Below are 13894 nucleotides of genomic sequence, written 5' to 3'. Positions count from 1 at the left end.
TAACCGTGCGGAGAAGGAGGCAAACTCGCTTCGCTCAAACAAGCCTCCTTCTTTTTTCCGCCCGCTTACAGAAATTCAAGGCGCCATCTAGGGCAGGAACGTCAACGGCCAAACCATCGCGGCGCGGGGGTTGGCGCCACGATGGTCTGTTTGCTGTTGGGGCTTAGTGTCTACGCGTGCCTAGGATGACCAGGACGGCGGCGCCTAGCTCCAGCGCGGCTACGAAGTAGAGGCCAGCGGAGAGGTGGCCGGTGCTGGTCTTCAGCCAGCCGATCATGTACGGCGCGACGAAGCCGGCGAGGTTGCCGATGGAGTTGATGAGGGCGATGCCGCCTGCGGCTGCGGTGCCGGCCAGGAAGACGGCGGGGATCGACCAGAACACCGGGAACGCGGCGAGGATGCCGATGGCGGCGACGGTGAGCGAGATCAGCGCGAGCGCCGGCGAGCCGAGCAGTGCGCCTGTTGCGACCAGGCCGGCGGCTGCGATGACGGCGGCGATGGCGCAGTGCATGCGGCGCTCGCCCGTGCGGTCGGAATGCGCGCCGTTCCAGACCATTGCAATCGTGCCGGCGATGAACGGAATGGCTGCGATCAGGCCGATCTGGAAATTGCCCTGCACGCCCAGCTCCTTGATGATCGACGGCGTCCAGAACGCGATGGTGGCGTTGCCGCTGACCACGCAGAAATAGATGGCTGCGCAGATCCACACGCGGGCGTTGGCCAGTGCGGCGCCAAACGAGGCGTGCTTGGCGGGGTCGCGGTTCTCGACTTCAACGGCGCGCACGACGGCGTCTTGCTCGGCAGCGGAGAGCCACTTCGCCTGACGCGGGGTTTCGGGCAGCCAAGCCAGCACGGCAAAGCCGGCCAGCACGGACGGAATGCCTTCGAGCAGGAACAGCCATTGCCAGTTGGCGAGGTGGCCCACGCCTTCCATGCGGCTCATGATAAAACCGGCAATCGGGCCGCCCACCACACCCGCAATCGCAAACGAAGTCATGAACAGGCCGTTGATGCGGGCGCGGTGTGCGGACGGAAACCAGTACGTCAGGTACAGCACCACGCCCGGGAAGAAGCCCGCTTCAAAGATGCCCAGCAGAAAGCGCATCACGTAGAACGAGGTCGGCGTCTTCACGTAGATCATCGCCATCGAGGCCAGGCCCCACAGGATGGTGATGCGCGCGAGCGTCTTGCGTGCGCCGATCTTTTCGAGCAGCAGGTTGCTCGGCACTTCGAACAGGAAGTAGCCGATGAAGAAGATGCCGGCGCCCAGGCCGTACACCGCTTCGCTGAACTGCAGATCCTGCAGCATCGACAGCTTGGCGAAGCCGACATTGACGCGGTCGATCCACGCGAGGATGAACAGCACGACCAGGAACGGCACCAGGCGATACGCAATGCGGCGGTAGGTGGCATCCAGCTCGGTGCTGGGAAGCGGGCGACTGGCCGGGTCGGTCGGATTGGCCGGCAGGGCTTGGGTTTGCGACATGGTTTCCTCCAATAGCGTGTGAGGGCGCCGGCGCTTCGTGTGCTGCTGTGTTTTACGAAACGCAGGCATGCGTTGGGCTTGGCGCGTCTACAGCGCGCCTTTTCTTTTTTCGGCTTGGCTTGGGAGCCGCCTGCGTGGCCCGGACGCCGGCGGCGAATGTTCTGGCTAGTCGATCAACGCAGGGCAGCCTCCACCGCCCGGCCGACGCGCAGGATGCGCGCGTCGTCGTTGGCGAGACCGCAGAGCGACAGGCCGACCGGCAGTTCGCCGGCAGCGTGTACCGGCAGCGTCAGCGCGCAGCCGTCCAGGAAATTGATCACGCTCGGATTGCGCAGCGCGAGGGCGTTGACGCGGAAGAACGCCGCGTCGTCAGCTTCAAGCGGTGCGACTTCGGGCGGCACGATGGCCACCGTCGGCATCAGCCATGCATCGAAGTTGCCCAGGCGCTTGCGCGCGGCGGCGATCATGCGCACGCGTGCGTTGATCACGTCGATGTAGGCGGCTGCGCTCATCTGTTCGCCCCGGCGGATGCGCGTGGCGACGCGCGGGTCGTACTGCGCTTCGGCACGCGCGAGCAGCGCGCGATGCCATGCCCAGGATTCCGCTGCCGAGAAGCCGCCGCCGCTGTTGATGTCCGGCAGTTGCAGCAGCTCGGGAAATTCGAAACGCACGATGTGCGCGCCGGCACGTTCCAGCCGCTCGACAGCGCGCTCGAACGCAACGGCGACTGTGTTGTCGAGATCCGCGCCGACAAAGTCCTGCGTGATGCCGAAGCGCAACCCGGCCAGCGGTACTGCGGTGGTGTCGAACGCATCGTTGCCGGATTCGCCGCTCAACACGGCATCGACGATGGCGCAGCAGTCAACCGAGTTGGCGAGCGGGCCGCTGGAATCGAGCGACGTGGACAGCGGCACGCCGCCCGTCATCGGCACCCGGCGCGCGGTGGGCTTGAAGCCCGTCAGGTTGCAGAACGCCGAGGGGATGCGGATCGAGCCGCCGGTGTCCGTGCCCAATGCCGCCACGGCCATGCCGCCTGCCACGGTGACGGCACCGCCCGACGTGGAGCCGCCTGCCGCGCGCGCGCCATCGGCCGGCGTGCGCGGTGTTCCGTAATGCGGATTCAGGCCCAGACCGGAGAACGCAAATTCGCTCATGTTGGTGCGGCCCAGCAGCACGGCGCCGGCTGCACGCAGGCGCGCCACGGCGGCGGCATCGGCAGTGGCGGGCGGCTGGTCGGCCAGGGCGCGCGAACCGGCAGACGTCACTTGGCCGGCCACGTCGAACAGATCCTTGATCGACACCGGCAGCCCGGCCAGCAGCGAGGGCACGTTGCCTGCCTCACGTGCGGCATCGGCGGCGCGCGCCATGGCCAGCGCGGCTTGCTCGTCGAGGCTTACGTAGGCGGCACCGCCGGCGGCGCGGTGCGCTGCGGCGTGCTCCAGGGCAGCCTCTGTCAGCGCGACGCTGGTGGTGCGGCCGGCAGCCAGGTCAGCGGCCAGCGCGCGGATCATGTTCGGGCGGGGCGTCATCATGCGGTGGTCTCCGTGAGGTGGGGCGCTTCAGCCTTCAACAGGCAGCGTGTCGACAGCATAGCGATGGCGTAACTCGGTGCCCGACACCGGGTCGATCAGGGCCATGTCGAAGGCCTCGCCGAAACCGAGTTCGCCGATGATGGGCTGCGTGCCGCAGAACATGGCGGTGCCGACGGGCAGCGTGTCGTTGCCGGTGTAGCGGCGGATGAGGTCGCGCGGGTCCAGCATGCGCGTCACGCCGCCTTCCTGGTACAGCGCGGTGTGGCCGTTGCGGGTGCGCCAGGTCTTCATCTGCAGGCTGTCCCAGTGGTCGGCCAGTGCTTCGAAGCGCCACACATCGCGGCTGACGGGCTTGGCGCACATCTGCTTGGAGACCGTCACGCCATAGGCTTCGACCTTGCGGTCGGTGTGGTCGGAACCGATGCCGACCAGCAGGCCCATCGGCGTGGAATACAGCACGAACTCCGCTTCGCCGGAGGAGTCGGCGCCGGGAATCTCCACGGTGGCGTCGGTGGTCAGCAGCGAGGCCGACACGCGGTAGAAGCACGGCACACGCGCCGGACGCGCCACGCCGATCGCTTCAAGCTCGGCGATGTGGTGTTCGACGGCGTCGGCATCGCGGCCGGTCCAGCCGGCAATGACAAGGTGGTCCACGGTCACGTCGATGGGGCCGTGGCCGATCAGGTTCAGGTGCAGCGTGGTCATGCGGAATCCGGAAGAGGCGGGGAAAGCGAACGGGGGAAATCAGGATCAGAGCGTGCGGATGATCGTGCGGCGGAACTCGTCGATGTGCTCGCGAATGGCTTCGCGCGCTGCGGGCACATCGCGGCGCTCCAGCGCATCGAGCACGGCGAGGTGCTCGTCGTACACGTTCTGCAGGTGTTGCGGCTCTGACAGCGAGAGGAACCAGAAGCGCGCCTGCTTCTCGTGCAGGCCGCGCAGCAATTCGGCCAGCACGCGGTTGCGCGACGCGGCGGAAATGGCGAGGTGGAACTTGAGGTCCAGCGCGGCCAGCGCGGCAATGTCGCGGTGTTCGATCAGCGCGGGCGATGCATCGACGATGGCGCGCATGGCTTCGAAATCCGCCGGGTGGGCACGCTCGGCGGCCAGCGTCACGCACAGGATCTCGTTGGTGGCGCGCACCTCGATCATGTCGAGCACGTCGTTGAGCGACAGCGGCGTCACCAGCACGCCCTTGCGCGGCAGGATCTGCACCAGCCCTTCCACCTCCAGCCGATGCAGCGCCTGGTGGATCGGCGTGCGGCCCAATCCCAGAATCGTGCCGAGCTGCGCTTCGTTGAGCGGCTCGCCGGGGCGGAATTCGCACGCCATGATGCGGCGCTTGATCTCGCTGTAGGCGAGTTCACGCATGGCGGCGCCTTTGGGCGCATGCGCTGCCGGCTCAACGGCAAACGGTGCAGGGGCGGGCTTGGCGGCGCCGGAAACCAGCTTGATGGGACGCGACATGGGGGCGGCCTCGAATCTCGTAAAAGTCGAGTGATGGTATTGTGATATCTCACAGAGCGTCAAGCGGTCAACGCGCCGCATTCAGCCGCCATCGTCTAGGTATTTGCCCTGATATGCCCCCGGCGGGAGGGCCTCGCGATTCGTTATAGACTGCAACAAATTTCAGGGAGACAGCCATGAAGATCGCCATCATCGGGGCGGGCATCGGCGGCTTGACGCTCGCGTTGATGGCCGAGCGCCAAGGCTTTGAGGTGGAAGTGTGGGAGGCCGTGCAGACGCTGCGGCCGCTGGGTGTCGGCATCAATTTGCTGCCGCACGCCGCGCGCCAGTTGTGCGAACTCGGGCTGGAAGACACGTTGAGCGCGCTGGCGATTCGTACTTCCGCCCTGGCGTACTACAACCGTTTCGGCCAGCCGATCTGGCACGAGCCGCGCGGGTTGGCCGCCGGGTATGACTGGCCGCAGTTCTCCATCCATCGCGGCGAATTCCAGATGGCTTTGGCCGATGCCGTGATTGAGCGGCTCGGCGCGGACTGCATCCGCCTGGGTCACAGCTTCGAAGCGGTCCAGTCGACGGGGGAGAAGGGCGGCCCCGTGCGCTTCACCGTGCGTGATCGCGCCAACGAAACCGTGGTCGAATCCTCGGCCGACGTGCTGATCGGCGCGGATGGCATCCACTCTGCCGTGCGCCGACACTTCTACCCGACGGGTGATGCACCGCGCTTTGCGGGCCGCATGCTGTGGCGCGCCGTCACCGAGGCCGCGCCGTATCTCGATGGCCGCACCATGTTCATGGCCGGCCATCAGGACCAGAAGTTCGTCGCCTATCCGATCTCCGAACCGCTGCGCCAGCAGGGCCGCTCGCGCATCAACTGGATTGCCGAGCTGCGCGTGCCCGACGAGGCACCGCCGCGCAGCGACTGGAACCGCGAGGTCGACCGCGCGATTTTCCGCAGTGCCTTTGCCGACTGGAAATGGGACTGGATCGACATTCCCGCCTTGATCGACGGCGCCCAGGCCGTGTACGAATTCCCGCTCGTCGACAAAGATCCGCTGCCGCGCTGGACCTTCGGCCGCGTCACGCTGTTGGGCGATGCGGCGCACCCGATGTATCCGATCGGCTCGAACGGCAGCGCCCAGGCGATTCTCGATGCCCGCGCGTTGGTCGATTGCCTGCTCGCCACCCGCGACACCGGCGTTGCCCTGCGCGAGTACGAGGCCGATCGCCTGCCGCGCACCGCGGGCATCGTGCTGCGCAACCGCCTCAACGGGCCGGAGCAGGTCATGCAGCTCGCACATGAACGCGCGCCCCAAGGCTTTGCGCGCATCGACGACGTGATCCCGCGCTCCGAGCTGGAAGGGATTGCGATGCGCTATAAAAAACTGGCCGGCTTCGATCCGCAGTCGCTGCGCGATCAGCCGCCCATGCCGGGCCGCGCCTGAAGCGCCTGTACGTTCGAACGCCAAAAAAGAGGGGACCCATGACCATCCGCCGCACCATCTGCGCCGCTGCTGCGCTGTTGCTTGCCACCGCCGCCCATGCCGACATCGTCGTGGGTGTGAGCCTGTCAACGACCGGGCCGTCGGCGTCGCTCGGCATCACGCAGAAGAATTCGCTGGCGTTCTATCCGGATGCCATCGGCGGCGAAAAGCTGCGCCTCGTGGTGGTGGATGACGCCTCCGATCCGAGCACCGGCACGCGCCTGGCGCGCAAGCTTGTCACGGAAGACCACGTCGACATCATCGTGGGCTCATCGGCGGTGGCACCGTCGATTGCGATTGCCGAAGTCGCCACCGAATCGCACACGCCGCAACTGGCGCTGGCGCCGGTGGAGCTGAAGCCGGGCAAGGGCGATTGGACCTACCGGCTTGCGCAGCCCATCTCGCTGATGGCCGAGGCGATTGCCACGCGCATGGCGGCGTCCGGCGTCAAGAACGTCGGCTTCATCGGCTTCTCGGATGCGTACGGCGAGAGCTGGCTGAAGGACTTCACTGCTGCCGCCACGCCGCGCGGCATCAACATCGTCGACGTGGAACGCTATGCCCGTGCAGATACCAGCGTGACTGGGCAGGTCGCCAAGCTGGTCAGCATCAAGCCCGATGCGATCCTGGTGGCCGGTGCGGGCACGGGCGCTGCGCTGCCGCACACCGCGTTGCGCGATCGCGGTTATGCGGGCCCGATCTACCAGACGCACGGTGCGGCCACGAAAGACCTGATCCGCATCGGCGGCAAGACGGTCGACGGGGCCATTCTGCCTGCCGGCCCGGTGATCGTGGCCGAGCAATTGCCCGACAGCCACCCGAGCAAGAAGACGGCGCTCGAATACGTGACGCGCTATGAGAAAGCCAACGGCCCCGACACGCGCACGCAGTTCGGTGCCCATACGTGGGATGCGCTGCAGGTGCTCCAGCGCATCGTGCCGGTGGCGCTTAAGAAGGCCAAGCCCGGCACGCCGGAGTTCCGCCAGGCGCTAAAGAACGCGCTGGAATCGGAGCGCGATATCGTCGTTTCGCATGGCGTGCTCAACTACACGGCCGCGGATCATTTCGGCTTTGACGCGCGCGGCCGCGTGCTGCTGACCATCGATCACGGCAAGTGGAAATTGTTGAACTGAAACGCGCGCGCGTGCGTGGCCGGCGGGCGCATCGCCGACGATAATCGAGGGGTCTTTCACCATCGACACCGCCATGCCGCGCACGCCCAAAGCCGACGACCTGTATCCCGCCGTAGCCCCCTCGGGGCACTTCAACCCGCATCTGGCGGACGTGGAGTATGGCGCGCTTGACGGCCTCGTCGGCTATGCGGTGCGCCGGGCGCAGCTGCACATCTACGAAGATTTCGTGCGGTCTCTGCAGGCGTGGAACATCACGCCGCCGCGCTTCTCGGCCATGACCGTGATCGCGCACAACCCGAACCTCAAGCTGACCGAACTGGCCAACATCCTCGGCGTGGCCCGCTCCGGGGCGGTGTTGCTGGTCGATACGCTGGAAGACATGGGCATGGTCGAACGGCAGCCGTCGCCCAAGGACAAGCGCGCGTTCCGGCTCGTGCTGACGGCCAAGGGCGCCACCACCCTCGACGAAATCACCCGCGCCGTCACCGCGCACGACGCCCGCGTGACAGCGCATCTTTCGACGGACGAGCGGCACACGCTGCTGGCGCTGCTCAACAAGCTGGCATCGGGGCCGGATTCCGCTGCCTGACCGGCAGACTGCGCGTGCAAATGACAAGCGGCCCGAAGGTGGGCCGCTTTGCTTTGGTGGAGGTGCCGGCGCGTCAGCGCTTGTTGGCGTCGATGGCCTTCTGCCAGAGGTCCTTGTCGGGCGGATACTGCGAGTCGAAGTACTCGCGCAGCGTGCAGATTTCCTGGACGATCTCGAACGGAAATCCCTGGCGGCCGCCCCGGTCGTCGATCTGCAGGCTGTTCAGGTAGCGCCGGCAGCCGATGAAATCCGCCCATTTGGCGGCGATCGTGTTGATGATGCGCGGAAACTTCCGGCCGAGTTCGATCGGCCGCACCTCGTCGGGCAGGGACGCCAGCCAGCGGATGGCGTCGCGGTTGAGCGCGAAGTCATCGGCGTTCTGCTGCTTGCGTTGGGAGGTGGGATCTTGAGTCATATCGGATGCGCATCCTTGAGGTCTAGTGTACCCCTCCCGCGCCGGGCCGCCAGCCCGACCGGCGAGGGTCTTGACGCATCACCTGTTTGATTCGACCGCTGCCACAGCCGATGTTCCGCCCTTTGCTTGCCAGGGCTAGGGCATGCCGCGCGCCGCCCAATCCACATCCGCCTCAAGTTTTGCGCAGGCTTGCCGATAAGCCAAGCGCGGTTTGGCGCGCTGAAGGACCAGAGCATCCACCAGCTTAAAACGCCTAGACTGCGAAACACGAGCCAGTGTCGGCTGGCACGCCGCTCCCCTAATTCAATCAAAAAACCGGACTTCGAGCCGAGGCAGGCAGGGTATGAAGCGAATCGATGCGAGCCAATTGCGTGTCGGCATGTTTGTGATGAAGCTGGGCGGGTCCTGGCTCAAGCATCCGTTCTGGCGGGCGCAATTCCAGTTGTCGCACCAGGGCCAGATCGACGACATCCGCAAAGCGGGTATCACCGAGATCTGGATCGACCCGGAGCGCGGCGAAGACGTGCTGTCCGAGACCCTGATGCCCGCGCCGGCTCCGGTGCCCGCCCCCGAGCCGCTCACGCGCGAAACCGTGGCCGCCCGACCGCCGATCACGCCGACGTCGCTCAAGGAAGAGTGGAAGCACGCCCAGCAGCTGATGCAGAACGGCAAGGCGACGCTCGGCCACATGTTTTCGGAAGCGCGCATGGGCCGTGCGCTGGAAACCGAAAAGGCGCTGCTGCTGGTGGACGACGTGTCCAACTCGCTGGCACGCAACTCCTATGCGCTGATTGCCCTGGCGCGGCTGAAGAACAAGGACGACTACACCTACCTGCATTCGTTTGCCGTGTGTGCGCTGATGGTGGCGCTGGCCAAGACGCTGGGCCTGCCTGAAGACGAGATCCGCGAATGCGGGCTGGGCGGGCTGGTGCACGACATCGGCAAATCGGCCATGCCCCGGACGCTGCTCGACAAGAGCACGGCGCTGACCAAGGACGAACTGGCGCTGCTGCAGACGCACGCGGTGGGCGGCCATCATCTGCTGCAGGGCACCGGCCAGTTCAGCGAGATCGCGCGCGAAATCTGCCTGCACCACCACGAGCGCATCGACGGCAGCGGCTACCCTGACGCGCAGAAGGCGGACGGCATCAGCCTGTGGGCCAAGATGGGCGCCATTTGCGACGTGTACGACACGCTCACGTCGAGCAGCCCCTACCACCATGCGTGGTCTCCGGCGCAGGCGCTGAAATACATGATGGCGCGCACCGACACGCAATTCGATCGCACCGTCTTCCAGGCCTTTACGCGCAGCGTGGGCATCTACCCGGTCGGCACGCTGGTCAAGCTGCGGACCAACCGATTGGGCGTGGTCGTTCACCAGAACGAGGCGTCTGCGCTGAAGCCGGACGTGGTGGTGTTCTATTCGGGCAACACCAAGACGCGCGTGCGCCCCGAGCGCATCAGCCTGGGCAAGTCCGACGACTCGATCGTCACCGTGGAAGACGCCACCACGTGGGGTTTGTCGGACGAGGAAGTGTCCGACATGTGCCTGGTCTGAGGCGGCGGCCCAGCGTCAGACGACGTCAGAAGTCTTCCACAGGCGGCTCTTTCTGCTCGGCGGGATCGGGGCGGGTGTCGCGTGGCACCAGCTGCTCGCCGGGCTTGCGCTTGGCGGACTGTGGCTGCGCTCTCGGGCTTTCGGGCTGCGTCGTATCGGTTTCGGAACGGCCTGGCTGGGTGGACATCGCAATCTCCTGATCGGCAGATGCCTCTCTTCCAGCATGCGGCGCGCCCGGCAAGCCCCTACGGTTCATGTGTATTTTTCTTAACACGGACTTCAACAAACTTCATGGCACACCCCTCTAAAGTGGGGTACGTTTGAGTCGTTGGTTTTTACATTGCTGAACAATCGCCACACATTCAGAGCGATGTCGGCAATCCGCAAACAAACGATTCAGTCTTCCGGGGGGTGACATGAACGTTTCCAATCTGCTGCATGCGGCGTCGAACTGGGTCGTCCAGTCGCGCGCCTTCAATGTCACGCAATCGGTTGCACACCATCGCACGCCCAGCGATGCGCTGTCGCACTGGAGACTCGACATCTGGCACAAGAGCGTGCCGTTCCTGCTCGAGGGCGGCCTTGCCGAACCCGCGCACCAGCTGTTTCCCAAGCATCTTGCTCATGCCGACTGGGTGGACGAGCTGCACCACCATCTCAGCCAGCTGGTGGGCGTGCGCCGCGAGCACTGCAACATCGATATCCGCGCGGTGACAGGGCTGGCGCAGTCGCCGTGCTCGGTGCATTCGTTTCCGAGCATGCTGGTGTTTGCGCATCAGCATTGCCGCCGCATTCCGCACAGCACGGACGCCGACTTTGCCGCCAACCGGCGCCATGTCTTCCGTTACGCAGATCAGGCGAACGTGTTCCGTGCCTACGATTTTGCCGGCGGCGAGCTGTTCTACATGAACGAGTGGGGCGCGCACCATTTCGCTGCGCTGGCGTTACAGGCGCGTACGCAGAACCGAGAGTTGCTGGTCGACGCCGAGGTGCGCCACGCGCGTTCTGCGCTGGGGCTGCGGCGCCTGCTCGATGGCTTCTACGTGATCGGGGCGCGGCGCCAAGGGCAGCAGCGCTACGGCACGCGCTTGTCGGAAGCGCTGGCCAGCCACCAGGTGCCGCACCGCTGGATGCATGGTCGCCGCGAGGCCGAAGGCTTCGAGCTGTGCTTCCTGCCCAAGTCCGATCGCTTTGCCAACTGCGTGGGCGAACAGCTCGTGCGCGACGGCTGGTTCGACTATGGCGCCTGGCTGGCCAGCTTGCACGATGCCACCGAGGTGGGCGCTCACGCCCAACGCGCCGAGGCCGCCCGCAAGACGCGGTCGAACTGGAAGCGCGTGCCGGTGCCGGCCCTGGGCGTGCCGACCGGTCTCATGCCTGGTTTTGCGCACACGCGCTTGTAATACAAGCGCGCTACGCTCGGGGGTTGTTCTGCCCCTCCACCTGACGGATTGCTGAATCAGGCGGCTGGTGTCAGAATTCGCAACTTAGTTGCATTGGGGCGCACAATGTCGGGTGATATTGTGCGCCGGCACCTGCGCCCGACCTTGCGTTCCTTCCGCCCCTCCTTCCTCCATCCGCGTTGGCTGGCTTGCCTACTGACCGTGTTCCTGCTGTTCGGTCAGCAGGGCGCGCTGCGGCATGCGCTCTCGCATTGGAGTGAATTCAGCGAAGCGACCGGCGTCGAGTTCAACGCCGCCGCCCCGGCCAAGCCGGCCAGTGCCGAGCGCAGTCAGCCCGCGCAGGAGCACGCCGCGTGCTTGCAGTGCGCAGCCTACGCCGCGCTGGCGGCGGCCTTGCCGATGCTGGTGTCGCTGCGCCTGGCGCATACGCGGCGCTGGCACTTTCCGCGCATCGGCTTTCATGCGGGCGCACCGGTGTTTCCGGTGGCTGTGTGTTCGCGCGATCCTCCAATTTGCTTTTGATTCCTGCCTTGCCCGTGGGCGCGCGCGTTGTGTTGACGCATGCGCGTGCCGCTGTTTAACGCATCCGCTCGATTCAAAGGTTTTTCCATGATTCCGTTCCAGCCCCGCAAGCTGGTGATGGCGCTTGCCGCCGTCCTGCCGTCCGTCGCCTCGGTTTCCGCCCTGGCTCAGGAGGCCACACCGCTGGCCGCCACGCCTTCCACGCCCGCCACGACGGCACCCGCCACCAACGTGCGCGATCTCAGCGAAACCCGCGTCACGGCCAAGCGCCTGGATGCCGCACGCAATGCGCTGTCGCCGGACACCGGCAGCTCCGTCTACAAGTTCGACACCGATGACATTGCCCGCCTGCCGCTGGGCGATGCCACGCCGCTGAACCAGGTGCTGCTGCAGGCACCGGGCGTGGTGCAGGATTCCTACGGGCAACTGCACGTGCGCGGAGATCACTCCAACCTGCAATACCGTATCAATGGCGTGATCGTTCCGGAGCCGATCAGCGGTTTCGGGCAGATGCTGGATACGCGCTTCGCCAACCAGATCAACGTGCTGACCGGCGCGCTGCCGGCGCAATACGGCTACCGCACCGCCGGGATTGTCGACATCACCACCAAGGGCGCGTCTGCCGACGAAGACGGCGAGCCGAAGGCCTTCGGCGGCGAGATCGGCACGGTGCTGGGCAGCAATGCCACGCACGAGGTCAATGCGCAGATCCAGGGCACGAAAGACCGCTTCAGCTATTACCTGTCGGGCGTGTTCCTGGAAAACAACCTCGGCATTGAAAACCCGACGGGCAACCGCAACGCCACGCACGACCACACCACGCAAAACAAGTCGTTCGGCATGCTCTCGTACCTGCTCGACAACGACAGCCGCGTGAGCTTCATGTTCGGCACGTCGAACGGCCGTTTCCAGATTCCGACGCGCCCGGGCCTGACGCCGCAGTTCACGCTCGATGGCGCGGTGGCGCCGGCGTCCGAAGCGCTCAACGCCAATCAGCGCGAGAAGACCGACTTCCAGATCCTGACGTATCAGCAGAAGGTGTCGCCCAAGCTCGACTACCAGGTGTCGGTGTTCCGCCGCTCCAGCCGCATCGACTACACGCCCGACCCGATTGGCGACCTGGTCTATAACGGCGTTGCGGCCGACCTCACCCGCCGCAACCAGGCCTATGGCCTGCAGGGTGACGCCAGCTACAAGCTCAATGACAAGCACACGCTGCGCGCCGGCGTGTTCGTGCAGCGCGAGCGCTTCGGCACCGACAACACCTCGAGCGTGTTCCCCGCCGACGACAGCGGCGCGCAGACCAGCGGCACGCCCATCACCATCGTCGACAACCACAGCGACACCGGCACGACGATGGGCGTCTACCTGCAGGACGAGTGGAAGCCCACCGACAAGCTCACCGTCAACTACGGCGCACGCTACGACCGCGTCAACACCATCGTCAGCGAGCAGCAACTAAGCCCGCGCCTTGGCCTGACGTACGACCTGACGCCGCGCACCCGCGTGCATGCGGGCTACGCGCGCTACTTCACGCCGCCGCCGACCGAGAAGTTTGACAGCACCTCGGTGGCGAGCTTCCTCGGCACGACCAACGCACTGCCGTCGGATGCCAACACGGCGGTCAAGTCGGAGCGCTCGAACTACTTTGATCTGGGGATTTCGCACCAGCTCACGCCGCACCTGACGTTGGGTCTGGATGCGTATTACCGCGACGTGCGTCACCTGCAGGACGAAGGGCAGTTCGGCAACGCGCTGCTGTACTCGGCGTTCAACTACGAGCGTGGCCGCATCTACGGCCTGGAAGGCAGCGCGAACTATCGCAACGGCAACTTCGGGGCGTATCTGAACCTGGCGGTGTCGCGCGCGCAGGGCAAGGGTATCGAGACCGGACAGTTCAACTTTGGTGCCGACGAGCTGGCCTACATCAACAACCATTGGGTCAATCTCGATCACGACCAGCGTGTGGCGGCCTCTGCCGGGGTGTCGTACAAGTACGCCGGCACGACCTACATGGCCGATGCGCTGTTCGGCACCGGCCTGCGTCGCGGCTTTGTCAACTCCGACCACCTGCCGGCCTACTGGCAGATGAACGTGGGCGCGGCCCGCGACTTCAACGTGCCGACGCTGGGCAAGTTCAAGACCCGCCTGACCGTGCTGAACATCTTCGATCGCAGCTACCAGCTGCGCGATGGCACGGGCATCGGCGTGGGGGCGCCGCAGTTTGCGCCGCGCCGTACGTTCCTGTTGTCGGTCAGCAAGCCGTTCTAAGCAAATCGGGCCAGCACATGTGGCTGGCCCGATGTCC

Annotated in this window: 13 protein-coding genes; 7 read left to right on the top strand and 6 right to left on the bottom strand. The window is 65.7% G+C overall.

Annotated elements, in window-relative coordinates:
- Positions 1-163: 163 nt before the first annotated feature.
- The 4 genes from R2676_RS10205 to R2676_RS10190 form a co-directional block, all read right to left on the bottom strand.
- Complete coding sequence (locus R2676_RS10205) at positions 164-1486, bottom strand: MFS transporter (RefSeq protein ID WP_206271333.1); 1323 nt, start codon at positions 1484-1486, stop codon at positions 164-166.
- A 173-nt stretch (positions 1487-1659) separates the two neighbouring features.
- Positions 1660-3018: an amidase gene (locus tag R2676_RS10200; protein ID WP_206271332.1), complete on the bottom strand. Its 1359-nt coding sequence runs from the start codon at positions 3016-3018 to the stop codon at positions 1660-1662.
- Between the two features lie 27 nt (positions 3019-3045).
- Positions 3046-3723, bottom strand: coding sequence for a DUF2848 domain-containing protein (locus R2676_RS10195; RefSeq protein ID WP_206271331.1), 678 nt, complete (start codon positions 3721-3723; stop codon positions 3046-3048).
- A gap of 45 nt (positions 3724-3768) precedes the next feature.
- Positions 3769-4485 (bottom strand): GntR family transcriptional regulator, encoded by a 717-nt coding sequence (locus tag R2676_RS10190; RefSeq protein WP_027678100.1) that lies wholly within the window; start codon positions 4483-4485, stop codon positions 3769-3771.
- 176 nt (positions 4486-4661) lie between these two features.
- On the opposite strand from R2676_RS10190, the gene R2676_RS10185 reads away from it, so the two are divergent.
- The 3 genes from R2676_RS10185 (at position 4662) to R2676_RS10175 (ending at position 7688) form a co-directional block, all read left to right on the top strand.
- Complete coding sequence (locus R2676_RS10185) at positions 4662-5927, top strand: flavin-dependent oxidoreductase (protein WP_206271330.1); 1266 nt, start codon at positions 4662-4664, stop codon at positions 5925-5927.
- A 38-nt stretch (positions 5928-5965) separates the two neighbouring features.
- Positions 5966-7099 carry an ABC transporter substrate-binding protein gene (locus R2676_RS10180; protein ID WP_206271329.1) on the top strand — a complete coding sequence of 378 codons (1134 nt, stop codon included), beginning with the start codon at positions 5966-5968 and terminating at the stop codon, positions 7097-7099.
- 73 nt (positions 7100-7172) lie between these two features.
- Entirely contained in the window at positions 7173-7688 is a 516-nt protein-coding gene (locus R2676_RS10175) for a MarR family winged helix-turn-helix transcriptional regulator (RefSeq protein ID WP_206271328.1), read from the top strand.
- A gap of 73 nt (positions 7689-7761) precedes the next feature.
- Here R2676_RS10175 and R2676_RS10170 read toward each other — a convergent pair whose 3' ends face one another.
- On the bottom strand, positions 7762-8103 hold the full coding sequence (locus R2676_RS10170) for a hypothetical protein (RefSeq protein ID WP_206271327.1): 342 nt from the start codon (positions 8101-8103) through the stop codon (positions 7762-7764).
- A gap of 343 nt (positions 8104-8446) precedes the next feature.
- Between R2676_RS10170 and R2676_RS10165 the strand changes: the two genes are divergently transcribed.
- Complete coding sequence (locus R2676_RS10165; protein ID WP_206271326.1) at positions 8447-9661, top strand: HD-GYP domain-containing protein; 1215 nt, start codon at positions 8447-8449, stop codon at positions 9659-9661.
- Positions 9662-9686: 25 nt separating this feature from the next.
- Here the strand turns inward: R2676_RS10165 and R2676_RS10160 are convergent, their stop codons facing one another.
- Positions 9687-9848: a hypothetical protein gene (locus R2676_RS10160; protein WP_206271325.1), complete on the bottom strand. Its 162-nt coding sequence runs from the start codon at positions 9846-9848 to the stop codon at positions 9687-9689.
- A 229-nt stretch (positions 9849-10077) separates the two neighbouring features.
- Between R2676_RS10160 and R2676_RS10155 the strand changes: the two genes are divergently transcribed.
- From R2676_RS10155 to R2676_RS10145, 3 genes are all read left to right on the top strand, one after another.
- Positions 10078-11064 carry a DUF6685 family protein gene (locus R2676_RS10155; protein WP_206271324.1) on the top strand — a complete coding sequence of 329 codons (987 nt, stop codon included), beginning with the start codon at positions 10078-10080 and terminating at the stop codon, positions 11062-11064.
- A 105-nt stretch (positions 11065-11169) separates the two neighbouring features.
- The gene (locus R2676_RS10150) at positions 11170-11586 is read left to right on the top strand and encodes a hypothetical protein (RefSeq protein WP_206271323.1); all 417 of its coding nucleotides are present in this window, start codon (positions 11170-11172) and stop codon (positions 11584-11586) included.
- A gap of 87 nt (positions 11587-11673) precedes the next feature.
- Entirely contained in the window at positions 11674-13857 is a 2184-nt protein-coding gene (locus R2676_RS10145; protein ID WP_206271322.1) for a TonB-dependent receptor, read from the top strand.
- Positions 13858-13894: the final 37 nt, after the last annotated feature.

The organism is Ralstonia flatus (assembly GCF_958439105.1).
Classification (GTDB): Bacteria; Pseudomonadota; Gammaproteobacteria; order Burkholderiales; family Burkholderiaceae; genus Ralstonia; species Ralstonia flatus.
The sequence above is the reverse complement of the archived record's forward strand: the minus strand, read 5'-3'. Positions and strand labels throughout refer to the sequence as shown.